This is a genomic window from Actinomadura sp. NPDC047616, from assembly GCF_040642915.1.
Lineage (GTDB): Bacteria > Actinomycetota > Actinomycetes > Streptosporangiales > Streptosporangiaceae > Spirillospora > Spirillospora miaoliensis.
Window position 1 is genome coordinate 326,524 of the sequence record NZ_JBEYTB010000002.1, and the last position, 22,973, is coordinate 349,496.

Consider the following 22,973-nt stretch of genomic DNA (forward strand, 5'->3'; position numbering starts at 1 on the left):
TCCTCGGCCTGCCCCCGCGCACGCTGCACCTCACCCCAGGCCGCCGCCGCGTCGCGCTGCGCCGACTCCTTCTCGGCCTGCATCGCCGCGACCTGGGTCTGCTTCTCGGCCTGCATGGCCGCGATCTGGGACTGCGCCTCATTCTGCGCCTCGGCCAGCCGCCGCTCGGCCTCCAGCGCACGCCGGTCGGCCTCCTCGGCCTGCCCCCGCGCACGCTGCACCTCACCCCAGGCCGCCGCCGCGTCGCGCTGCGCCGACTCCTTCTCGGCCTGCATCGCCGCGACCTGGCTCTGGGCGTCGTTGTGGGCCTCGGCGACCTTGCGCTCACCGGCGGCGAGCGCGTCCCCGATCAGGTCGGCCATCTGCCGCAGCCGCTCGACGATGTCCCACGGCTGCGCCTCGGCCAGGTCGTGGTCGCTCCGGCCGCCCACCTCGCCCGCGTGCCCGCCGGCCTTGATGGGCTGCTGCGCCGCGGGAACGGGCCAGGGAGAGGCCGCGTCCGGGATCTTGCGTCCGCCGCCCGACCCGTTCAGCTCGCTCACTCCGGCCCTCCAAGTTCTCCTCGCCGTACTCGGCCGACCCGCCGGGCGGCGCGGGCGCGGAGCAACGGTCGCGGGGCTGCTGTGCTCATCTGTTCGCTGCACTCCTCGCCTGGCGGCTCGTCGCTTGGCATATGGAAGGCACTCTAGTGCCGATCACCACAGCGTTTGCCCTGTTTGGGGTTTAGTTTCTTGATCCTCACGGTCCTTTCCCGCAGATCATGCCGCGGGTGCGGCATCTCACGGGCCGTCGCGTGAGATGAAACAATCACAGCTCATGGAGCTTGCGACCCTGTATCCGCCGATCGAACCGTATGATTCCGGGCTGCTGGACGTCGGCGACGGCAACCGGATCCACTGGGAGGTCTGCGGGAACCCCGACGGCAAACCCGCGGTGATGCTGCACGGCGGGCCCGGCGGGGGCTGCACGCCCGCGCACCGCCGGCAGTTCGACCCCGAGGCGTACCGGATCGTGCTGTTCGACCAGCGCAACTGCGGGCGCAGCCTGCCGCACGCCGCCGACCCCGAGGTGTCGCTGGAGAACAACACCACCTGGCACCTGGTCGCCGACATGGAACGGCTGCGCGAGCACCTGGGCATCGAACGGTGGCTGGTGTTCGGGGGGTCGTGGGGCAGCGCGCTGGCGCTGGCGTACGCGCAGACGCACCCCGACCGGGTCAGCGAGCTGGTGCTACGGGGCATCTTCACCCTCCGGCCGTTCGAGCTGTACTGGTTCTACCAGGAAGGCGCCTCGCTCATGTTCCCCGATCTGTGGGAGAAGTACCTGGCGCCCATTCCCGAGGACGAACGCGAGGACCTCCTGCGCGCCTACCACGAGCGCCTCAACTCCCCCGACCGCGACGTGCGCGTGGCCGCCGCGCGGGCCTGGTCGCAGTGGGAGGCGGGCACGATGAAGCTGCGTCCCGCCCCCGCCCTGGTGGACTCGTTCGGCGACCCCGACTTCGCGGTGGCGTTCGCCCGCATCGAGAACCACTACTTCGTCAACGAGGGCTTCTTCGACGACGAGCAGCTGCTGCGCGACGTCGACAAGATCCGGCACATCCCGGCCGTCATCGTGCAGGGCCGCTACGACGTCTGCACGCCGCCCGCCACCGCCTGGGACCTGCACCGCGCCTGGCCCGAGGCCGAGTTCCATATCGTGGACGACGCGGGCCACTCCTACGACGAGCCCGGCATCCTGCATCACCTCATCCAGGCGACCGACCGCTTCGCCCACTGAGCCCTTCCACACCGCCCTGACGTCTGTTCGGCGCCGCCCGCGGGCGACCGCGGGCGGCGCGCCGTCTTGAGCGTCGGCAAGGGCGGGACGGCGGACGGGGGCGGGGCGGCGCGCCTTCTCGAGCCGGGGCGTGGACGGCGAATGTCCGCGGCGAGGTTTGGGCGCCGTGAGGCGGGCAGGGGGTGGGGACGGCGCATGGCGCGCCTCACATATCACCCAAATCGCGTTTCGTCCCACTGGACACGCCGCGACGCACCGCCAGGTTGCCCAGTTGTCATGAAGATTGCGTGATTTAGCTCACACAATTGAAACATTCGGGCCGGGCCCTGTGCACACCGCGTCACCCACGGTGGCGAGCGGGACGGGCGCCGGCACGTCCGGTGAGAGTTACGCGGATTCCCCTGCGTGCGGGGGAGAACGGCGCGGTCGCCCGCCGCCGATGCGCGCGCCGAACGCGCCGGAATCAAGCAAGCATCTCCCCCTACCCGGTCGCGGGAATGCCAAACATCTCGTCGATAACAATGCCGGCGGGGCGTCCAGGACCGTTCGCTAAGTTTCTTTCACATGGCAACGCAATCCCTGCACTCGACATCCCCTCCGCCCGGGGACGAGTCGGCGGTCCGGCTCCGGGAGCCGGAACTGGCCGACGGTCCCGAGATGTGGCGGCTCGCGCGGGACTCGAACGTGCTGGACGTCAACTCGCCATACAGTTACGTGCTCTGGTGCCGCGATTTCTCCAGCACCTCCGTGGTGGCCCGGGCGGACGGCGCCGCGTGCGGTTTCGTCACCGGTTACGTGCGTCCCGACCGGCGCGACACGCTGTTCGTGTGGCAGGTCGCGGTCGACCGCGCCCACCGCGGCCAGGGCCTGGCCCGGCGCATGCTGGACCGGCTCGGTGACCGGATGCCCGAGCTGGGCTGCCGGTACATGGAGGCGACGGTCACGCCCGGCAACGCCGCCAGCGCGGCGATGTTCGAATCGTTCGCCCGGGGCCGCGGCTGCCCGGTGGTCCGCAGCCCGCTGTTCGGTGACGAGCACCTTCCCGCCGGCCACGAGCCCGAGATCCTGTTCCGCATCGGCCCCCTGAACCACCCCTGACGGCCGCCGCGCGGCGCCCGCGCGGGCCCTGCGGCAGGGCCCCGCCGACGCGGCGCACGCGCGACACCCCGAACCGGTCCGCGCCCGCGACTCCCCGTTTCCGTTCCCGGTCCTTTTCCGTTCCAGCCCGTTCTCAGATTCGCCCGGATTCCCATCCCGACCGTTCCGACCACCGTACGGCCGTTTTCTCCGATCGTTCATCCCACCAGACCGCCGGAGGCAGAACACATGGACGTTTTCGCTCGTCTCGAATCCGAGGTACGCGGCTACTGCAGAGGCTGGCCCGCGGTGTTCACCACCGCGCAGGGCAGCCATATCACCGACGAGAACGGAAAGACGTACTTGGACTTCTTCGCGGGGGCGGGCACGCTCAACTACGGGCACAACGACCCGGCGCTGAAACGCCGGCTGCTGGACTACCTGGCGGGTGACGCGATCGTGCACTCGCTCGACATGTACACCGCCGCCAAACGGCGGTTCCTGGAACGTTTCGACGAGGTGGTGCTCAAGCCGCGCGGCCTGGACTACAAGGTGCAGTTCCCGGGTCCGGCGGGCAACCACGCGGTGGAGGCCGCGCTGAAGCTGGCGCGCAAGTACACCGGCCGGGAGACGATCGTCAGCTTCACCAACGCCTTCCACGGCATGACGCTGGGGGCGCTGGCGGTGACCGGCAACTCGATGAAGCGCACCGGCGCGGGCGTGCCGCTGGGCCACGGCGTGGCCATGCCCTACGACAACTACCTGGACGGCCGCACCCCCGACTTCCTGCTGTTCGAGACGATGCTGGACGACAGCGGCAGCGGCCTGGACAAGCCCGCCGCGGTGATCGTCGAGACCGTGCAGGGCGAGGGCGGCATCAACGTGGCCAGCGCCGAGTGGCTGCGCGGCCTGCAGGACCTGTGCCGCCGCCACGACATCCTGCTGATCGTCGACGACGTGCAGATGGGCTGCGGCCGCACCGGCCCGTTCTTCAGCTTCGAGGAGGCCGGGCTCACCCCGGACATCGTCTGCCTGTCCAAGTCGCTGAGCGGCTACGGGCTGCCGATGGCGGTGACGCTGATGCGGCGCGAGCTGGACGTGTGGGAGCCCGGCGAGCACAACGGCACCTTCCGCGGCTTCAACCCCGCGATGGTGACCGCCACCGGCGCGCTGGAGGACCACTGGGCCGGCGAGGGCCTGGAGAAGCAGACCCTGGCCAAGGGCGAGCAGGTGGAGCAGGCGCTGAACGAGATCGCGCTGGAGCACGCGGGCGCGGTGGACTCGGTGCGCGGCCGGGGCCTGGTGTGGGGCCTGGTCATGCGGGAGCCGGAGCTGGCGCCGAAGGTGTGCGCCGAGGCGTTCGAGCGCGGCCTGCTGATGGAGACCTCCGGGCCCGAGGGCGAGGTCGTCAAGCTGCTGCCGCCGCTGACCACCACGGAGGCGGAGCTGGCCGCCGGCCTGGAGATCCTGGCCGACTCGGTCAAGGCCGTCCGCACCGCCGTGGCCGCCTGAACCCGCGCCACGGCCGCTGGAGAGGAGCATCGAATGATCGTCAGGTCACTGAAGGACATCATCGGCACCGACCGCGACGTGAAGGCGCCGACCTGGGAGAGCCGCCGCCTGGTGCTGGCCAAGGAGGGCGTCGGGTTCTCCCTGCACGACACGGTGCTGTACGCGGGCACCGAGACGAAGATGTGGTACGCCAACCACATCGAGGCCGTCTACTGCGTCGAGGGACAGGGCGAGCTGGTCAACGAGGAGACCGGCGAGAAGCACCGGATCGAACCGGGCGTCATGTACCTGCTCGACGGGCATGAACACCACACGCTGCGCGCCCACACCGACGTGCGGACGGTCTGCGTCTTCAACCCGCCCTGCACCGGCCGGGAGGTGCATGACGAGAACGGTGTCTATCCGCTGCTGACCGAGGAGGACGCATGAGTGTCATCGAGTCCCATCCGACGAGCACCGACGCCTATCCCACCCGCAAGGCGACCGAGCCCGCGCTGCTGTACCGCCAGGACCCCGTGGTGTACGGCGGCCCGGACGACGGCCCGATCGACGCCGAGACCCTGCGGTCGTACGAGGCGAACGGCTATCTGACGGTCGAGCAGCTGCTGCTGCCCGAGGAGGTGGAGACCTACCGGGCCGAGCTGCGCCGCCTGGCCTCCGACCCGAAGATCCTCGCCGACGAGCGGACGGTCACCGAGCGCGGCTCGGACGAGGTCCGCTCCATCTTCGAGGTGCACCGGATCAGCCAGGTGTTCGCCGACCTGGTGCGCGACCCGCGCGTGGTCGGCCGGGCCCGGCAGATCCTCGGCGGCGACGTCTACGTGCACCAGAGCCGGGTCAACTACAAGCCCGGGTTCACCGGCAAGGACTTCTACTGGCACTCCGACTTCGAGACCTGGCACGCCGAGGACGGGATGCCGCGCATGCGCGCGGTGAGCATCTCCATCGCGCTCACCGAGAACTTCCTCCACAACGGCGGCCTGATGATCATGCCGGGGTCGCACAAGACGTTCGTGGCCTGCGTCGGGGAGACCCCGGCCGACCACTACAAGGAGTCGCTGCGCAGCCAGGAGATCGGCACGCCCGACCCGGGCAGCCTGTCGATCCTGGCCGACAAGCACGGCATCGAGCTGTTCACCGGCCCGGCGGGCTCGGCGACGATGTTCGACTGCAACTGCATGCACGGCTCCAACGGCAACATCACCCCGTTCCCGCGCTCGAACGTGTTCATCGTGTTCAACAGCGTCGACAACGCCTGCGCCGAGCCGTTCTCCGCGCCCGCGCCACGGCCGTCGTTCATCGGCGCCCGCGACTTCACCCCCGTCCGCGACTGACGCCGTCCGCGGCCGGTTGACCGGCCTCCGTCCATGATCTGTGCGCCGTCCGCCGCCGCCCCCCCCGCCCGGCGCGGACGAGCCCACGGCGGGACGGGCGGTCCCGCTCCGGCGCGGCCGCCCGTCCCGCACCCGACACGACCACCGCCAAGCCCGGCCCCGCGACCATCGGAGCCCGCCCGCGGCAACCGCCGCGGGCGAGAACGGTCGCGGGGCATCACTTCAGGAGTTCGACGATGACTTCCTCGACGAGACGCCACTTCCTGCGCACCGCGGCCGTGCTGGCCGGGGCGGTCCCGCTGGCCGCCGCCGGCTGTTCGCGGACCGATCCCGAGCAGGAGCGCCAGGGCGGGGGCACCCTGGAACGCGCCCGGCAGGACGGCAAGATCAGGATCGGCTTCGCCAACGAGGCCCCCTACGGCTTCACCGACACCTCCGGCAAGCTGACCGGGGAGGCGCCCGAGCTGGCCCGCGTCATCTTCAAGGAGCTGGGCATCGGCACGGTCGAGGGAGTCCAGGTCGACTTCGGCGGGCTGATCGGCGGCCTGAACGCCCGCCGTTTCGACGTGATCTCCGCCGGCATGTTCATCACGCCCGACCGCTGCGCGGCGGTGGCGTTCTCCGACCCCGAGTACATCGCCAAGAGCGCGTTCATGGTGCCGAAGGGCAACCCCGACGGCATCGCCAAGTTCGAGGACGCCGCCGCCAAGAACCTGCGCGTCGGCGTGCTGACCGGCGCCGTGGAGGCCGGGTACGCCGAGAAGCTCGGGGTGAAGAAGAGCAACATCAAGACCTTCCCCGACCAGCCCAGCGCCTACGAGGGGCTGAAGGCCAAGCGCGTCGACTGCATCGCGCTGACCCGCATCTCGCTGGCCGACCTGCTGTCCAAGCACAAGGGCGAGCCGTTCGAGCTCACCGACGCGTTCACCCCCGTCATCGGCGGCAAGGAGCAGAAGGGGGCGGGGGCGTTCGCCTTCCGCAAGGCCGACGGCGACCTGCTCAAGGCGTTCAACGACAAGCTCGCCGAGCTCAAGCGCTCCAACCGGCTGCTGCCGATCCTGCAGCCGTTCGGGTTCACCCAGGCCGACATGCCCGGCCCGAACGACACCGCCGCCGTCTTCTGCCAGGGCTGATCGGTCATGTCGGACGTCCTTGACGCCTATCCGCAACTGCTGCGGGGCGCGTGGATCACCGTCCAGCTGACGGTGTACGGGTCGGCGCTGGCGCTGGTGCTGGCGCTGGTGTTCGGCCTGGCGGGCACCTCGCGGCACGGCGCCGTCCGCGCGCTGAACCGGGTGTACGTGGAGTTCTTCCGCGGAACCGCCACGCTGGTGCTGATGTACTGGATGTTCTACGCGCTGCCGCTGGTGGGGTTCCGGTTCACGCCGATCGCCGCGGCGGTGCTGTCGCTGGGCCTCAACATCGGCGCGTACGGCGCCGAGGTGGTGCGCGGCGCGGTCAACGCCGTGCCCAGGGCGCAGTACGAGGCGGCGGTCGCGCTGAACTTCACCCCGTGGCAGCGGACGCTGCGGGTGACGCTGCCGCAGGCGGTGGCGCTGATGCTGCCGCCGTTCGGCAACCTGCTGATCGAGCTGATGAAGGGCACCGCCCTGGTCTCCCTGATCACCATCGGGGACCTGACGTTCCGCGCCCAGCAGGTCCGCTCCTCCACGGGGGAGACGACCGCGACGTTCCTGGTCATCCTGGTGGTGTACTTCGTGATCGCGCAGGTGCTGCAGCTGGCCGTGCGGTACGCCGAGCGGCGCGTGGACCGGATGCTGGGCCGGCGGCCCGCCCGGCGTGAGGCCGCGCCGCCCCCGGTGGCGTCCGGCGTGGGGGCGGTGAAGGGCTGATGACCTGGGACTGGAACTACACCGGCGAGATCCTGCCCGACCTGCTGGACGGGCTGCGCGTCACCGTGCTCGCCACCGTGCTCGGCTACCTGATCGCGCTGGTGCTGGGCCTGGTGTGGACGCTGCTGCGGCGCACCCCCAGCCGGGCCGTCAACCAGACGGTGCGGTGGGTGGTGGAGTTCATCCGCAGCACCCCCCTGCTGGTGCAGCTGTTCTTCATCTTCTACGTGCTGCCCACCTGGGGGCTGACGCTCGGCGCGCTGACGGCGGGGGTGATCGGCCTTGGGCTGCACTACTCGACGTACACCTCCGAGGTGTACCGGGCCGGCATCGCCGACGTGCCGCGCGGCCAGTGGGAGGCGTGCACCGCGCTGAACCTGCCGCGGCACCGCGCCTGGCAGGACGTGATCCTGCCGCAGGCGGTGCGCAAGGTGGTGCCGAGCCTCGGCAACTACCTGATCGCCATGTTCAAGGACTCGCCGCTGCTGCTGGCGATCAACGTCAGCGAGATGCTCGGGGCCGCCTACCAGGCCGGGGCCGAGACGCTGCGGTACCTGGAGCCGATCACGGTCGTGGGCGTGCTGTTCGTGATCGTGAGCGTGCTGTCGTCCATCGTCGTCCGTCGCCTGGAGAGGCGTTATGCCACCTACTGACATCGCACCGACCGCGCCCACGCCCGAGGAGTCCCCGGAGGGCGGCAACCGCCCCGCGCCCGGCCTTCCGCTGCCGGCCGAGGGCACGCCGGGCATCCGCTTCGAGAAGGTGGTCAAGCGCTTCGGCGGCAACGTGGTGCTGCGCGAGCTGGACTTCCAGGTCGCGCCCGGCGAGCGGGTGACGCTGATCGGGCCGAGCGGCTCGGGCAAGACCACGATCCTGCGGCTGCTGATGACGCTGGAGAAGGTCGACGGCGGGGTGATCTGGATCGGCGACCGGCCGCTGTCGCACATGCCGCGCGGCGACCGGCTCGTCCCGGCCGGCGAGAGGCACCTGCACGAGATGCGCAAGCAGGTCGGCATGGTGTTCCAGCAGTTCAACCTGTTCCCCAACATGAACGTGCTGCGCAACCTGACCGAGGCGCCGGTGCGCGTGCTGGGGCTGTCCAGGGAGGAGGCGGTCGAGCGGGCCCGCCGCCTGCTGGACATGGTGGGGCTGGCCGACAAGATCGACGCGCATCCGTCGCAGCTGTCGGGCGGGCAGCAGCAGCGGGTGGCGATCGCCCGGGCGCTGGCCATGGAGCCCAAGGTGCTGCTGCTGGACGAGGTCACCTCGGCGCTGGACCCCGAGCTGGTCGTCGGCGTGCAGGACCTGCTGCGCGACATCGCCCGCGGCAGCGACCTGACCATGCTGTGCGTGACGCACGAGATGCACTTCGCGCGCGACATCTCCGACCGGGTGCTGATGTTCGACGAGGGGCAGATCGTCGAGGAGGGCCCGCCGGAGCGGATCTTCGAGGCGCCCACCGAGCAGCGCACCCGCGACTTCCTGCAGGCGATCCTCGCGTCCTGACCACCGCCGCCCCTCCCCCACGATGACCAGAATCGGATTCGGTAACGTTGGGGAGGACGCAGGGCGAAGGAGGGGGCGTGACGGGACCCACGGCGGGCGCCGCGATCGCGGGGCTGGGCATGACCGAGCTCGGCAAGGTCTACGGGCGCAGCCCGCGCAGGCTCGCGGCCGACGCGGTGCGGCGGGCCGTCGCCGACGCCGGGCTGACCCTGGACGACCTGGACGGGCTGCTGGTCAGCCACGGCATGGGCGGCTCGCCCGGAATCGAGCTGGCCGACACGCTGGGCCTGCGCGACCTGCGGCTGTTGACGCAGATGAACGCGTTCGGCGCGACCGCCGGGGCGATGGTGGCGTACGCGGCGATGTCGGTGCTCAGCGGCGCCGCGTCCACCGTCGCCTGCGTGTTCGCCGACGCGCCGCTGCGGCCGAAGCAGTCGGCGGGCTCGGCGTACCACCGCGACGCCCCCGAGTGGTACGGGTACGGCGGCATGACCGCCGCGCTGGGGTTCCGCAGCGTCAACGCGTTCTACGCGCTGGCCGCCCAGCGGCACATGGCCCGCTACAGCACCACCAGCGAGCAGCTCGGCGCGATCGCGGTCGCCACCCGACGGTGGGCGACGCGCAACCCGCTGGCGCAGATGCGCGAGCCGATCACCCTGGCCGACCACCAGAACTCCCGGTGGGTCGCCGAACCGCTGCACCTGCTGGACTGCTGCCTGGTGTCCAACGGCGCCATCGCCGTCGTCGTCACCGGCGCCGACCGCGCCCGCGACCTGGCCCAGCCGCCCGTCCACCTGTGGGGCTGGGGCCAGGGGCACCCCGGGCACGGCAGGGAACGCGGCAGCGACTTCGGGCTCACCACCGGCGCGGCGGTGTCCGGCCCGGTCGCGATGAAGATGGCCGGGGTGAACGTCGGCGACATCGACATGTGCCAGCTCTACGACTGCTACACCTACACGGTGCTGGTGTCGCTGGAGGACTACGGATTCTGCGCCAAGGGCGAGGGCGGGCCGTTCGCCGAGTCCGGGGCGCTCGGGCCGGGCGGAGCGCTGCCCACCAACACCGGGGGCGGGCAGCTCTCCGCCTACTACATGTGGGGCATGACGCCCCTGTCGGAGGCGGTGATCCAGGCCCGCGGCCACGGCGGCGACCGGCAGGCCCCCCGCAACGACGTCATCCTGGTCAGCGGCAACGGCGGCGTCCTGGACCACCACTCCACGCTGATCGTCAGCCCGCACGCGAAGGGAGCCTGAGATGGACCTCGGCGTCCTGCGCCGCGACGGACGCACCGACCCGTTCTTCGACGGCACCGCCGCCGGGCGGCTGGTCGTGCGGCGGTGCGACGCCTGCGACCGGTGGCTGGCACCGGACGCCGGCGACTGCCCCGGCTGCGGCGGGTCCGACCTCGGCTGGGCCGAGGCGAGCGGCGAGGCCACCCTGGTGACCTGGACCGTCCTGCACGGCCGTCCCGCCGACGACGGCACCGTGCCGCCGCCCGTCTGCCTGGCGCTGGTGGAACTGGCCGAGGGGCCGTGGCTGCACACCCGGCTCGACGGCGCCGACCCGGCGCGGCTGCGCGAGGGGCTGCCGCTGCGCGCGGTGTTCGAGCACCCCGCCGAGGGCGAGTCCTACGTGCTGTTCCGTCCCCGCTAGACGCTCCGCAACCCCTGGACCGAACGGGGTTCGGTCGCCTAGCGTCGGAGGCATGCGCACCGAGGTCTGCGAACGGTTCGGCATCGAGTTCCCGCTGTTCGCCTTCAGCCACTGCCGCGACGTGGTCGCCGCCGTCACCAACGCCGGCGGCTTCGGCGTGCTCGGCGCCGTCGCCTACACCCCCGAACGCCTGGAGGAGGAGCTGCGCTGGATCGACGACCACGTCGGCGGCCGCCCCTACGGCGTGGACGTCCTCGTCCCCGGCCGCATCGACCAGGCCGCCACCGGCGGCTCGGGCGGTCTCGGCGCGCTGCTGGCGGCCGTCCCCGAACGGCACTGGACGTTCCTGGCCGAGCTCTTCGACAAGTACGGGGTGCCCTTGCCGGAGTTCGACCAGGCCAGGACGTCCGGCGCGCGCGGCCCCGGCGTCACCGAACGCGGCGCCACCGAGCTGGTCGAGGTCGCCCTCGCCCACCCCATCCGGCTGATCGCCAGCGCCCTCGGCCCGCCACCGCCGCACATGGTGGAGGCCGCGCGGGCCGCGGGGGTCCCGGTCGCGGCGCTGGTCGGCACCGCCGAGCACGCCCGCCGCCAGGTCGCCGCGGGCGTGGACCTGATCGTCGCGCAGGGCGGCGAGGCGGGCGGGCACACCGGCGAGATCTCCACGATGGTGCTGGTCCCCGAGGTCGTGGACACCGTGGCGCCCGTCCCGGTGCTGGCCGCCGGCGGCATCGCCACCGGCCGCCAGATGGCCGCGGCGATGGCGCTGGGCGCCTCCGGCGTGTGGTGCGGCTCGGTGTGGCTGACCACCGAGGAGGCCGAGACGCCGCCGGTGGTCAAGAGCAAGATGCTCGCCGCCACGTCCCGCGACACCGTCCGCTCGCGGTCGCGCACCGGCAAGCCCGCCCGGCAGCTGCGGTCGGCGTGGACCGAGGAGTGGGACGGCCCGGACAGCCCCGGCCCGCTCGGCATGCCGCTGCAGATGGTGCTCGCCGAGGGCGCGATGCGGCAGATCACCAAGGCGGCCGAGACCGGCAACCCGGGCGCCCGCGAGCTGGCCGGCTACTTCGTCGGGCAGTGCGTGGGCCTGATGAACTCCGTCCGGCCCGCCCGCCAGGTCGTCTACGACATGATCGAGGAGTTCGCCGACGCCGTCGACCGGCTCAACGCCCTCACCGACGGCTGACCAAGGGTTCCCGGGGACCGGCCGCCCGGGCGGGCGTCAGCGGAACTGGTTGAGCGGGCGGCCGGGCCCCTTCCTGATCTGCTCGACGAACAGCGCCGCCAGCGCCCGGTGCCCCTTCACCGTGGGGTGGAAGCTGCGCGGCTCGGCCGACAACCCGGCCAGGTTCACCGCCAGGCCGTTCATGTACGGGTCGAGACTGCCCGCCTCGTGCCCGGCGAACGCGCTGTAGGCGTCCACGAACTCCACGCTGCCCGGCGCGCGGGCGGCGGCCAGCCGCTCGTCGGCCTCCCGCACCGCCTGCCGGATCAGCTCGTTCAGGTCGCGGGCCCGGGCGTTGAGCCAGCGCTGGTCCGCCACGTCGATGTTGTCGCCGGAGGCGTTGTCGACCTCGGAGAACATCCGCGGATAGCCCATCACGACCACCCGGGCGCGCGGCGCCCGATCGGTGATCTTGTCGATCAGGCCGGGCAGGGTGCGGCGCAGCTCGGCCATCCGCGCGGCGATGTCGCCGCCCTGGTCCTGGCAGGCCCGGCTCCACGGCAGCTTGACCACGCATCCGGCCAGCACCCGGGAGAAGCCGACGTCGTTGCCGCCGATGCTGATCGTCACCAGGCTGGTGTCGCCGTTGACCCGGCCGAGCTGGGCGGGCTCGCCGGACTTGCCGTCCAGGACGTCGGCGGTGGTCGCGCCCGAGCAGGCCCAGAACGCGGTGCCGCCCGCGAACCGGAACGCCTTGGCCACGTCGTGGTAGTAGGCGTTGGACGTGCGGTGGCACCGGTTGAGCGGGTTGTGGTCGGCCACCGACGTCTCGGCGCCCAGGCCGGAGGAGTAGGAGTCGCCGAGCGCCGCGTACGCGCCCCGCGTGGCGGCCTCCTCCGGGGTCAGCGGGACGGCCTGAGGGGAGGTGACCGGCTCGGCGTGCAGCGTGTGGATCGTCCGCGGGCAGCCCTTGCCGAACACCTCGCAGCGCACCGCGGGGAACGCCACCAGCGGCGTGAACGCCACCGCGACGAGGACCAGCAGGAGGGCGATGGCGAGACCCCTGTCACCGAGGCGGTCCCGTACCCGCCGCGGCCAGGAGCGCGGCCCCGTCATCGCCCTCCCTTCCCTCGTCCCCGCATGATCAGACGAACCTGCCGCGCCCCGAGTTCCCGCCCGATCCCCACATCGCCACCCGGGGACCGAGCTCGTGCAGCCCCGCCGCGACCTCGGCGTCCCAGTGGGCGCGCAGCCCGGACCCCCACCGTTCCTGCGGAAACTCGGCGAAGCCGTGCCTGGCGTACCACGGCGCGTTCCACGGCACGTCCCGGAAGGTGAGCAGTGTCACGCCGGGAGCCCCGGCCCGCTGGAGCACCGCCCGCAGCAGCCGCGTGCCGATGCCCTTGCGGACGTGGCCGGCGTGCACGGCGATCTGCTCCAGGTACGTCGCGCCGTCCAGGGGACGCACCGCCGCGAACGCCACCGGCGGCCTGCCCGCGACGAGGATCTCCGCGTCCTCCTCGATCATCTCCTCGATCACGGTGGGGCCGGGCGGGAACACGATCCCCAGCGGGGCGAACAGCGCGTCCGCCGACTTCTCGATCGCGGCCAGCCCCGCCAGGTCCCCGGGCTCCGCCACGCGCGGCATCACGTCCATCCGCCGATCGTCGACCGCACGGCCCGCCGCGATCAAACCCTTTTCACGCCTCCGGATAGCGCATCAGCCACGACAGCGGCGGCTCACCGTAGTCGCCGGTGGGCGGGTTCGGCCCGAACTCCTGCACGCAGTCGTCGGCCATCGCGGCGACCGTGCCGCGCACCTCGAGCCCGTCCCGCCACGCCGGCGGGAACGCCGCCGTCCCGTACCGGGCACCGAGCAGGTTCCCGCAGACGGCGCCGGTCGAGTCGCTGTCCCCGGAATGGTTGACGGCCAGCAGCAGGCCGCGCCGTCCCACGGCCTCCGGCGCACCCTCCCGCTCGGCCGCCAGGGCCGCGTACACGCCGATGGCCAGCGCCTCCTCCCCGGTCCAGCCGCCGCCGAGGGTTTCCAGGCGTTCCGGCGTCGGCGGCTCGGCGGCCATCTCGACCGCCCTGTCGAGGGCGCGGGAGGTCTCCCGGTGCCGCCGCTGCTCGCGCAGCAGCGCGCGGGCGGCGTCGAGGGACTCCCGCAGCCCGGCGCCGGACAGCAGGCCGTGCACCGTCGCGGCGAGCACCCCCGCGGGGAGCTGGCCGTCCGGGTGCCCGTGCGTCAGCGCCGCCGCCTGGCGGCCCAGCTCGAAGGCCCGCTCGGCGCTGCCCGCCGCGATTCCGCACGGCGCCGCCCGCACGACGCCCATGCACCCCTTGGAATCGTTGATCGGTTCGTCGACCGTGCCCAGCGGCCAGCCCGGCCGCTGCCGTTCGGCCGCCTTGAGCAGCGCCGACAGGACGGTCCGCCCCGGCGCCCGGCGGCTCGTCATGGCCGGGTCCATGGTCAGCGGGCCGAACGCCGAGTGCTGCGGAGGCATCCGCACGCCCTGCCCGCCGAGCCACGTCAGGTACGCCGACTGCAGCAGGCCCGGCGTCGCCCCGCCGATGCCCCTGGCCCTGGCCCGCACGGACGCCTGCACCAGCGCCTGCACGGTGAACATCGTCAGCTGCGTGTCATCGGTGATCGACCCGGCGGGCAGCCGCCCCGGGACGTAGCCGGTGATCCCGTCGGGCCCGTAGCGGCGCCGGATCTCCGCGAGCGGCACCCCCTCGACGGGGGCGCCGAGCGCGTCCCCGATCGCCCCGCCCAGCAGGCAGCCGAGCACACGGTCGGGGTCGGGATACGACGGACGGAGCATGCGGATCTCCCGGGGGTCAGGCGCCACGGAAGGCATCACGGTACGCCTGCGGCGGCACGCCCACGAGCCGGCGGAAGTGCGGACGCATCGCCACCCCGTCGCCGAACCCGGACCGCCGGGCCACCGCGTCGACGCCCAGGTCCGTGCTCTCCAGCAGGTGCTGGGCGCGCAGCACCCGCTGCGTCACCAGCCAGCGCAGCGGCGACACGCCGGTGGCCTGCCGGAACCTCCGGTCGAACGTGCGGCGGCTCATGTGCGCGGCGGCGGCCAGGCGGCCCACGTCAGGCCGGGATCGTCCAGGTGCGCCAGCGCGTACGCGACCGCGTCGGAGATCGCGTCGCCCACCTTCGGCTCGGGCACCGGACGCTCGATGAACTGCGCCTGCCCGCCGGCCCGGCCCTTGACGCTGTAAGGTCGCGGGAGTGAGCGCAGGGGCCGGCCAGGCCGCCGGTCATGCGCCAGAGAAAGACCGCCGACGGTCACCCACCGGCCCCGGCAGGGGCAGCGGACGCCGGCAGGGGTCAGCGGACGCCGGCCTCCTTCATCTCGCGCAGTTCGCGCTTCAGTTCCTTGATCTCGTCGCGGAGGCGGGCGGCGAGCTCGAACTGCAGGTCGGCGGCGGCCTGGTGCATCTGGGCGGTCATCTCCTCGATGAGCGACTCCAGCTCCTCGCGGGGGCGTTCGCCGACCAGGTCGGCGGCGTGGCGGCCCGCCTCCCGGGTGCGGGAGGCCAGGCCCGGGACGGGGGCCTTGCCGCGGCTCTGCTGGCGGCCCGCGCCGCCGATGAGGGTCTGGGTGTCGGCGTCCTCGCGGGCCAGGGAGTCGAGGATGTCGGCGATCCGCTTGCGCAGCGCGCGCGGTTCGATGCCATGCTCGGCGTTGTAGGCCTGCTGCTTGGCGCGGCGCCGGTTGGTCTCCTCGATGGCCCGCTGCATGGACGGGGTGACGGTGTCGGCGTACATGTGCACCTGGCCGGACACGTTGCGGGCGGCGCGGCCGATCGTCTGGATCAGGGAGGTCTCCGAGCGCAGGAAGCCCTCCTTGTCGGCGTCCAGGATCGCCACCAGCGACACCTCGGGCAGGTCCAGGCCCTCGCGCAGCAGGTTGATGCCGACCAGCACGTCGAACTCGCCGGAGCGCAGCTCGCGCAGCAGCTCGATGCGGCGCAGCGTGTCGACCTCGCTGTGCAGGTAGCGCACCTGGATGCCGAGCTCCAGCAGGTAGTCGGTGAGGTCCTCGGCCATCTTCTTGGTCAGCGTGGTGACCAGGACCCGCTCGTCGCGGGCGGCGCGTTCGCGGATCTCGTGCACCAGGTCGTCGATCTGGCCCTTGGTGGGCTTGACCACGATCTCCGGGTCGACCAGGCCGGTGGGGCGGATGACCTGCTCGACCACGTCGCCCTGGACGCGGTCCATCTCGTAGGGGCCGGGGGTGGCCGACAGGTAGACGGTCTGCCCGATGCGCTCCAGGAACTCCTCCCACTTCAGCGGGCGGTTGTCCATGGCCGACGGCAGGCGGAACCCGTGCTCGACCAGCATCCGCTTGCGGGAGGCGTCGCCCTCGTACATGGCGCCGATCTGCGGGACGGTCTGGTGGGACTCGTCGATGACCAGCAGGAAGTCCTCGGGGAAGAAGTCCAGCAGGGTGTTGGGCGCCGACCCGGCGGGGCGGCCGTCGATGTGCCGGGAGTAGTTCTCGATGCCCGAGCAGGTGCCTACCTGGCGCATCATCTCGATGTCGTAGGTGGTGCGCATGCGCAGCCGCTGCGCCTCCAGCATCTTGCCCTGCCGTTCCAGCTCGGCCAGGCGCTCCTCCAGCTCGGCCTCGATGTCGCGGATGGCGCGCTCCATGCGCTCGGGCCCGGCGACGTAGTGGGAGGCGGGGAAGACGTAGACCTCCTCGTCCTCCGACAGGACCTCGCCGGTGAGCGGGTGCAGGGTGGCCAGCTTCTCGATCTCGTCGCCGAACATCTCGATGCGGACGGCGAGCTCCTCGTACTGCGGGATGATCTCGACGGTGTCGCCGCGGACCCGGAACGTGCCGCGGGTGAACGACAGGTCGTTGCGCGAGTACTGCATCCCGACCAGCCTGCGCAGCAGCTCGTCGCGCTCGATCTCGTCGCCGACGCGCAGCGGGACCATCCGGTCGACGTACTCCTGCGGGGTGCCCAGGCCGTAGATGCACGACACCGAGGCGACCACGACGGTGTCGCGGCGGGTCAGCAGCGAGGTGGTGGCCGAGTGGCGCAGCCGGTCGACCTCGTCGTTGATCGAGGAGTCCTTCTCGATGTAGGTGTCGGTCTGCGGGATGTACGCCTCGGGCTGGTAGTAGTCGTAGTACGACACGAAGTACTCGACCGCGTTGTTCGGCAGCATCTCCCGCAGCTCGTTGGCGAACTGCGCGGCCAGCGTCTTGTTGGGCTGCATCACCAGGACGGGACGCTGCAGCTTCTCGATCAGCCAGGCGATCGTGGCGGTCTTGCCGGTGCCGGTGGCGCCGAGCAGCACGATGTCCTTGTCGCCGCGTTCCACCCGCCGCGCCAGCTCTCCGATCGCCTCGGGCTGGTCCCCGGACGGCGTCATCTCCGTGACGACCTCGAACGGCGCCACCTTGCGCTGCAGATCGGTGATCGGCCGCATTTCGACTCCCCCCGTACCGGGCATCCGGCGGACCGGGGCGATCCGCCGTTCCCCACTCTATGCAGCGGGTCCGACAATCTCGTACCGAAGGACGTTTCCCCAGGCCGCCGACGATGATCAGCTCGGGGATGAGGCCGGGAGGGGCAGGTGGGCGCGGACGCGGAAGCCGCCGCCGTCGCACTGCCCGGCGGTGAACACCCCGCCGAGGGCGGTGACCCGCTCGCGCAGCCCCACCAGGCCGTTGCCGCCGCTGGGCAGGCCGTGGGCGGGCGTCGCGCGCGGCGGGGCGTTGGTCACCTCGACCTCGACGGCCTCGGGCCGCAGCCGCAGCTCGACGCTGGTGTCGGCGTCGCCCGCGTGCTTGTGGACGTTGGTCAGGGCCTCCTGGACGAGCCGGTACACCGCGCGGCTGACCGCCGGGGGCATGGGCTTCTCCTCGCCCCGGACCCGCAGGTTCACGCGCAGGCCGGCCGCGCCGGACTGGTCGATCAGGTCGCGCACGTCGGCCAGGGTCGGGGAGGTCTGGGCCAGCGCGTCCTCGCCCTGCCGCAGCACGCCGATGACCTGGCGCAGCTCCTCCAGGGCCTGCCGTCCCATGTCGCCGATGACCGCCGCCGTCTCGGCCGCCCGCGCGGGGTCGCGCGTGGCGACGGCCTTGAGCGCCCCCGCGTGCACCACCATGACGCTGACGCGGTTGGCGACGACGTCGTGCATCTCCCGGGCGATGCGGGTGCGTTCCTCCGTGCGGGCGCGTTCGGCGAGCAGGTGCTGCTCCAGTTCCAGGCGTTCGGCGCGTTCCTTCAGGGAGGCGAACAGTTGCTTGCGGGCGCCCATGTAGAGGCCCAGCAGCACCGGGGAGAAGATGAACGTGACGCCCGCGAGGACCTGCCCGATGAAGGGGTCCTTGTTGGCGGTGGGGCCCGGTTCCAGCAGGAAGGCGGCGAAGCCCAGCGCCGCGATGGTGAGCACCGTTCGCCGTGACGCGGTGTAGGCGCCCAGCGAGTAGAGGATCACGGCCGTGGCGAAGGCGCCCGCACCCATGACCGTCCCGAAGGTGACGGCGAACAACGCCAGGGCGACCGGGTGGCGGCGCCGCACCACCAGCCCGAGGGCCAGCACCACGCTGCACAGCGACACGGCGGGGGGCGGAAGCCAGAAGTCCTGGGGGGTGAACCAGAGGAGGACCCCGTCGGCGGCGGCGAGCGCGATGGCGAGGGACAGGTCGAGCGCCTGGGATCGGCGGGTCGGCCACAACTCCGACCACCACCCCCGAAAGCCCTCCCACCAGCCCCGAATTCGCATGGGACGAGCCTATAGCCCGGGTCGATCAGACCCGTTCCGTTTACGACGTTTCGGCGGCACCGCAGTGCATGTCGCGGTACATCCGTAACGGACGGCCTCCTTGTACAGACGATCCGAAATGCGCTTTTCCGACGGCCCCGAGTGGCCGCCGCGCGCGCCGTCACCACGGGCACATGCACGGGCACATGTATCGCACGCCGGGGACGGTGGCCCGGATGTGGCGCTGTGGTTACGATGACGGCGCCGCCGATGGACGGGAAAATGTGCTGCGATGACGCGATTCGCGCTTTGGCTCGGGAAGAACGCCGACGCCCTCATCGCCCTGGTGCTGGCCGTCGCCGTCGCCGTGATCGGCCTCGGGGTGCGGGTGCCGGACGAGGTGACCAACAGCGCGATCCTCGCGGTGATCGGCCTGCTGGCCACGTCGGTGCTGCGCGACCGCGCCCGCCGCGTGCCGGTGGAGGCCGAGGTCCGTGACACGCTGCGGTCGTCCTCGACCACGCTGGAGGGGCTGAGCGAGCGGCTGGCGCAGATCGAGCGCTTCGAGGGCGTGATGTCCGACACCAAGCGCGCGCTGGACGAGACGGCGGTGGTGCGGGTCATCGACGGGGCGCAGGTGGGGCAGGTGCTGGCCGAGGCCCGCCGCGACACCGACCGGTGGTTCTTCAAGGGCGGCACCGGCACCTACATCCGGGCGCGGACCCTGCCGGAGTGCGTGGGCGCGGCCCGGCGCGAGCGCCGCACCCTGCTGGTGCGTCTGGAGATCATCGACCCCACCAACGTGACCGTGTGCGAGTCCTACGCGCGGCACCGCCGGTCGGTGTCGGACCGGCCGGACGCCACGGGCGAACCGTGGACGCTGGACCGCACCCGCAAGGAGGCCTACGCCACGATCCTGGCGGCCTGCTGGCACAAGCAGCGCTTCAACATGCTCGACATCGACATCGGCCTGTCGCAGACGATGACGACGCTGCGCTACGACCTGGCCGCGTCCCGCCTGGTGATCACGCGGGACGATCCGCGCGGCGAGGCGCTGGTGGTCGACAGCGGCAAGTTCTTCTACGCCTGGTGCGCCGCCGAGCTGCAGACCAGCCTCGACCAGGCGCGCCGGGTGCCGGTCGAGCAGGCCCGGCTGGCGCCGCTGGACGACGAGCCGACCGTCGAGGAGGCGCGCAAGCTGTTCGAGGTCACCGGGATCGAGCTGCCGGGCTCCTACACCGACCGCGACGTCATCGAGATCATCCGCAAGGCGCTGCGCGCCAAGGACCCCTACGAGTGACGGTGATGCGCTTCCCGGACCTGAACGGCGGCGTCTACGGCGCCGTCTACGGCGAGATCGCCGCGGGCACCGCGGCGGGGTCGCTGCCCGCGTGGGCGCGTGACGTCCTGGCGGACGTCGCGCGGGGGCGGTCCCCCATCGCCCCGGTGCGGCATCCCCTGGGCTTCCTGTGCCTGCCCGTGGAGCGGCGCGGTGAGCTGGGGGTGTGCCTGCACATCTGGTCCCCGCAGGTCGCGCCCGCGCCGTCGACCACGTCGCTGGTGCACTGCCACAGCTGGGACCTGGTGAGCTTCGTCCTGTACGGAAAGGTGCGGAACATGCGGGCGCGCGTCGTCGAGGAGGGCCCGGCCACGCACCGGGTGTTCGAGGTGCTGAGCCGCGGGGCCGTGGACGAGCTGCGCGCCACCGGCCGCACCGTCCGGTACTCCCCCGGCGACGCCGCCACGCACCGTACCGGCGAGACCTACAGCCTTCCCGCGGGGGCGTTCCACAGCACCTTCATCGAGGACGAGCCGGACGCCGCCACGGTGGCGCTGGGCCGGCAGACCGCGGACGGGGGCGACCTGTCCCTGGGCCCGCTCGACACCCCCACGCACCAGGTGCGGCGGATGAACTGCGATCCGGACGAGGCCGCCCGCGCCGCCCTGCGTTCGGCGCAGCGCATCGCCGCCGAGTACTCGCTAACGCCGCGTTCCGTCCCGGCCCCGTCAGCCGACCCCGCCCGTCCGGGGGGAACCGGCGCCGGCGCCGCACGCCAGTCGTCCTCCGAACCCGCCCCGCCCCGTCCGGGGCCCGATGACACCCCGGCACTGCGCCGCTCGGGGCGCCCCTAGCGTCCGCCCGCCGATTGGAGAGGCCCGATGAGACCCCGTACCCCGTCCCAGGCCGATCCGGTCGATCTCGTCCAGGCGCGTCGGGTCGCCATAGACGCCGCCGAGGCGGCGGGGGCGCTGCTGCGCGCGCGCACGTGCGAGCCCCTGCGGGTTCGCGCGAAGGGCGACCACGGTGACGTGGTCACGGACCTGGACACCGCGGCCGAGGAGCTGATCCTGCGCAGGCTGCGGGCCGTCTACCCGGGCCACCGCATCATCGCCGAGGAGTCCGGCGTCCTGGAGGGCGGTGACGGCATGGTGTGGCTGGTGGACCCGCTGGACGGCACGAACAACGTCGCGATCGGCATGCCCGTGTACGCGGTCGGGCTGGCCCTGTGCGCGGGGTCGGTTCCGGTGCTGGGGGTCGTCCACGATCCCGTCACGGCGCGCACGTGGTCGGCGGCGCGCGGCCAGGGCACCCACGGGCCGGACGGTGCGCGGCTGCGCCTGGACGGCCCGGGGCGTGTCGAGCATCCCGTCCTGGCCTGGACGCAGGGCCACGACGTGGGGCGGGGCGATCCGGTCGCGCTGAGTCTCCGCACGTCGCTGGAGGCCGGGTGCGGGCGCCTGCTGCAGCTGTGGGCGCCGCTGGTGGCGTGGGTGATGCTGGCCCGCGGCGACATCGACGGCATCGTCGGCTACCGGCCCGAGATCGTCGACCTTCCCGCGGGTGCGCTGCTGGCCGCCGAGGCGGGCGCGGAACTGCGCGGCCTGGACGGCTCCCCCTACGAGCTCGACATCGACCTGCCCGCGGAGGAGCGCGGCTTCGTGGCGGCCCGTCCGAACCTCCTGGACCGTCTCCTGGAGACCACCGCCGCCGCCACCGCCGTGAACGGCCTGCGCCTGTGACCCCTTAGGGCTCACTCCGTGAGCAGCAGGACGCCCACGGAGGCGGCGCACCCCAGCACCGCCAGCAGCGCGCCGGTCGCCACGAACTTCAGCATCGGCACCCGCACGTCCCAGCGGCGGCACCACTCGAACCACAGCAGCGTCGCCAGCGACCCCCACGGCGTGATGACGGGGCCGACGTTGGTGCCGATCAGCAGGGCCAGCAGCTGGTCGTGGTTGGCCACCGGGACGGCCGACTCGCCCGCCACGTAGGCGGGCAGGTTGTTGATGACGTTGGCCAGGCCGCCCCCGGCGAAGGCCGCCCGCAGCGCGCCGCCCAGGCCGTCGTCGGCGCCGACGAGCCCGCGCATCACCTCGTCCAGCCCGTACCGCTCCAGCGTCGGCTCGACCAGGAACAGCCCGGTGACGAACACCATCAGCTGCCAGGGGAACAGGGACGGGCGCAACGCCCTGGGGGCACGGACGGCGAACGCCACCACGGCGACCACGGCGGCGGCGGTCGCGGCCAGGCCCAGCGCGATCCCGGTGTGCACCCCCGCGAGGATGGCGCCGATGAACAGCAGGCAGGCCCCGCCCGTCGACACGAACAGCGCCCGGTCGCGCACGGGGGCGGGCGGGGGCGGTTCGTAACGGTCGGCGCCCCGCATCCGGCGCCGCCAGTAGAACACCCACAGCAGCGTCATCGTCACCGCCAGCGCGGCCAGTTGCGGGGCCCACATGCGGGCGGCGAACTCGGGGGTCTCCAGGGCGACGCGGTCGGCCGCCAGCAGGTTCGTCAGGTTGGACACCGGCAGCAGCAGGCTGGCGGTGTTGGCCAGCCACACCGTCGTCATCGCCAGCGGCAGCGCCGCGATGCGCGCGTTGGCGGCCAGCGCCAGCATGACGGGGGTGAGCAGCACCGCGGTGGTGTCCAGGTTGAGGAACACGGTGGTGGCCGAGGCGAACGCGACGCACAGCAGGAACAGCGCCGGGTACGCGCCGCGCCCCAGCCGCGCCATGCCCTGGGCGATGGCGTCGAAGACCCCCGCCTCCTTGGTCAGTTCCGCCAGGACGATGACGCTGAACAGGAACAGCAGCAGGGGGGCGATGCGTTCGAGGCTGGCGCGGGCGTCGGCGCTGGGCAGCAGGCCGGTCACCACGAAGACCAGCCCCAGCAGCAGCAGGCCGATCCGGATCCAGTCGAGCACGCTGAGAGCGCCCAGAGCGCGCCTGACGGTCTGGCTGGGTGGGGCCACGGCCGCCATGATCCCACACGGTACGCTCCGCCCCGCCTCCCCCGGTGACCGGGCTCCCAGGGGCCGCAGCCCTTACGGCGCGGGCGTTTC

Annotated in this window: 22 protein-coding genes and 1 pseudogene; 15 read left to right on the plus strand and 8 right to left on the minus strand. The window is 72.4% G+C overall.

All coding sequences use genetic code 11. From position 1 onward, the window contains the following. Positions 1-542 (minus strand): annotated as a pseudogene (locus ABZ801_RS05780) (hypothetical protein); the annotation flags it as partial. Between the two features lie 274 nt (positions 543-816). On the opposite strand from ABZ801_RS05780, the gene pip reads away from it, so the two are divergent. The 12 genes from pip (at position 817) to ABZ801_RS05840 (ending at position 11,900) form a co-directional block, all read left to right on the plus strand. Then, positions 817-1,779 carry a prolyl aminopeptidase gene (gene pip, locus ABZ801_RS05785; RefSeq protein WP_360693367.1) on the plus strand — a complete coding sequence of 321 codons (963 nt, stop codon included), beginning with the start codon at positions 817-819 and terminating at the stop codon, positions 1,777-1,779. A 564-nt stretch (positions 1,780-2,343) separates the two neighbouring features. Then, positions 2,344-2,877 (plus strand): diaminobutyrate acetyltransferase, encoded by a 534-nt coding sequence (gene ectA / locus ABZ801_RS05790; protein WP_360693370.1) that lies wholly within the window; start codon positions 2,344-2,346, stop codon positions 2,875-2,877. A gap of 228 nt (positions 2,878-3,105) precedes the next feature. Further along, entirely contained in the window at positions 3,106-4,368 is a 1,263-nt protein-coding gene (gene ectB / locus ABZ801_RS05795; RefSeq protein WP_360693373.1) for a diaminobutyrate--2-oxoglutarate transaminase, read from the plus strand. Positions 4,369-4,401: 33 nt separating this feature from the next. Continuing rightward, positions 4,402-4,797 carry an ectoine synthase gene (locus ABZ801_RS05800; RefSeq protein WP_344951970.1) on the plus strand — a complete coding sequence of 132 codons (396 nt, stop codon included), beginning with the start codon at positions 4,402-4,404 and terminating at the stop codon, positions 4,795-4,797. After that, positions 4,794-5,702, plus strand: coding sequence for an ectoine hydroxylase (gene thpD, locus ABZ801_RS05805; RefSeq protein ID WP_360693376.1), 909 nt, complete (start codon positions 4,794-4,796; stop codon positions 5,700-5,702). Before ABZ801_RS05800 ends, thpD begins: the two co-directional genes overlap by 4 nt. Positions 5,703-5,938: 236 nt before the next feature. Continuing rightward, positions 5,939-6,835 (plus strand): ectoine/hydroxyectoine ABC transporter substrate-binding protein EhuB, encoded by an 897-nt coding sequence (ehuB, locus tag ABZ801_RS05810; RefSeq protein WP_360693379.1) that lies wholly within the window; start codon positions 5,939-5,941, stop codon positions 6,833-6,835. A 6-nt stretch (positions 6,836-6,841) separates the two neighbouring features. Then, positions 6,842-7,555, plus strand: a complete 714-nt coding sequence (gene ehuC / locus ABZ801_RS05815; protein ID WP_344951979.1) for an ectoine/hydroxyectoine ABC transporter permease subunit EhuC — start codon at positions 6,842-6,844, stop codon at positions 7,553-7,555. Beyond that, positions 7,555-8,208 (plus strand): ectoine/hydroxyectoine ABC transporter permease subunit EhuD, encoded by a 654-nt coding sequence (ehuD, locus tag ABZ801_RS05820; protein ID WP_360693382.1) that lies wholly within the window; start codon positions 7,555-7,557, stop codon positions 8,206-8,208. Before ehuC ends, ehuD begins: the two co-directional genes overlap by 1 nt. Further along, positions 8,195-9,061 (plus strand): ectoine/hydroxyectoine ABC transporter ATP-binding protein EhuA, encoded by an 867-nt coding sequence (ehuA, locus tag ABZ801_RS05825; RefSeq protein ID WP_344951985.1) that lies wholly within the window; start codon positions 8,195-8,197, stop codon positions 9,059-9,061. Before ehuD ends, ehuA begins: the two co-directional genes overlap by 14 nt. Positions 9,062-9,138: 77 nt before the next feature. After that, positions 9,139-10,314, plus strand: coding sequence for a thiolase family protein (locus ABZ801_RS05830; protein WP_360693386.1), 1,176 nt, complete (start codon positions 9,139-9,141; stop codon positions 10,312-10,314). 1 nt (position 10,315) lies between these two features. After that, entirely contained in the window at positions 10,316-10,714 is a 399-nt protein-coding gene (locus ABZ801_RS05835) for an OB-fold domain-containing protein (protein WP_344951991.1), read from the plus strand. A 52-nt stretch (positions 10,715-10,766) separates the two neighbouring features. Then, positions 10,767-11,900 (plus strand): nitronate monooxygenase family protein, encoded by a 1,134-nt coding sequence (locus ABZ801_RS05840; protein ID WP_360693389.1) that lies wholly within the window; start codon positions 10,767-10,769, stop codon positions 11,898-11,900. A gap of 36 nt (positions 11,901-11,936) precedes the next feature. Here the strand turns inward: ABZ801_RS05840 and ABZ801_RS05845 are convergent, their stop codons facing one another. The 6 genes from ABZ801_RS05845 to ABZ801_RS05870 all read right to left on the minus strand — a co-directional run bounded on the left by ABZ801_RS05845 (position 11,937) and on the right by ABZ801_RS05870 (position 18,648). Next, on the minus strand, positions 11,937-12,995 hold the full coding sequence (locus ABZ801_RS05845) for an SGNH/GDSL hydrolase family protein (RefSeq protein WP_360693393.1): 1,059 nt from the start codon (positions 12,993-12,995) through the stop codon (positions 11,937-11,939). Positions 12,996-13,023: 28 nt separating this feature from the next. Then, the gene (locus tag ABZ801_RS05850; RefSeq protein ID WP_344952000.1) at positions 13,024-13,536 is read right to left on the minus strand and encodes a GNAT family N-acetyltransferase; all 513 of its coding nucleotides are present in this window, start codon (positions 13,534-13,536) and stop codon (positions 13,024-13,026) included. Positions 13,537-13,579: 43 nt separating this feature from the next. Beyond that, positions 13,580-14,734 carry an ADP-ribosylglycohydrolase family protein gene (locus ABZ801_RS05855; RefSeq protein ID WP_360693397.1) on the minus strand — a complete coding sequence of 385 codons (1,155 nt, stop codon included), beginning with the start codon at positions 14,732-14,734 and terminating at the stop codon, positions 13,580-13,582. Next, a complete protein-coding gene (locus ABZ801_RS05860; protein WP_360693400.1) occupies positions 14,724-14,987 on the minus strand; it encodes a helix-turn-helix domain-containing protein in 264 nt (87 codons plus the stop codon). Before ABZ801_RS05860 ends, ABZ801_RS05855 begins: the two co-directional genes overlap by 11 nt. A 241-nt stretch (positions 14,988-15,228) precedes the next feature. Further along, the gene (uvrB, locus tag ABZ801_RS05865; RefSeq protein ID WP_360693403.1) at positions 15,229-17,346 is read right to left on the minus strand and encodes an excinuclease ABC subunit UvrB; all 2,118 of its coding nucleotides are present in this window, start codon (positions 17,344-17,346) and stop codon (positions 15,229-15,231) included. Between the two features lie 117 nt (positions 17,347-17,463). After that, entirely contained in the window at positions 17,464-18,648 is a 1,185-nt protein-coding gene (locus ABZ801_RS05870; protein WP_360693406.1) for a histidine kinase, read from the minus strand. A 271-nt stretch (positions 18,649-18,919) separates the two neighbouring features. On the opposite strand from ABZ801_RS05870, the gene ABZ801_RS05875 reads away from it, so the two are divergent. The 3 genes from ABZ801_RS05875 to ABZ801_RS05885 are packed head-to-tail and all read left to right on the plus strand — an operon-like array spanning position 18,920 to position 21,648. Further along, positions 18,920-19,927 carry a hypothetical protein gene (locus tag ABZ801_RS05875; protein WP_344952014.1) on the plus strand — a complete coding sequence of 336 codons (1,008 nt, stop codon included), beginning with the start codon at positions 18,920-18,922 and terminating at the stop codon, positions 19,925-19,927. Next, on the plus strand, positions 19,924-20,760 hold the full coding sequence (locus tag ABZ801_RS05880; protein WP_360693409.1) for a hypothetical protein: 837 nt from the start codon (positions 19,924-19,926) through the stop codon (positions 20,758-20,760). The genes ABZ801_RS05875 and ABZ801_RS05880 overlap by 4 nt, the downstream gene beginning before the upstream one ends. Before the next feature lie 27 nt (positions 20,761-20,787). Continuing rightward, positions 20,788-21,648: an inositol monophosphatase family protein gene (locus tag ABZ801_RS05885; protein ID WP_344952020.1), complete on the plus strand. Its 861-nt coding sequence runs from the start codon at positions 20,788-20,790 to the stop codon at positions 21,646-21,648. A gap of 11 nt (positions 21,649-21,659) precedes the next feature. Here the strand turns inward: ABZ801_RS05885 and ABZ801_RS05890 are convergent, their stop codons facing one another. After that, on the minus strand, positions 21,660-22,892 hold the full coding sequence (locus ABZ801_RS05890) for an SLC13 family permease (protein WP_360693414.1): 1,233 nt from the start codon (positions 22,890-22,892) through the stop codon (positions 21,660-21,662). Between the last annotated feature and the right edge of the window lie 81 nt (positions 22,893-22,973).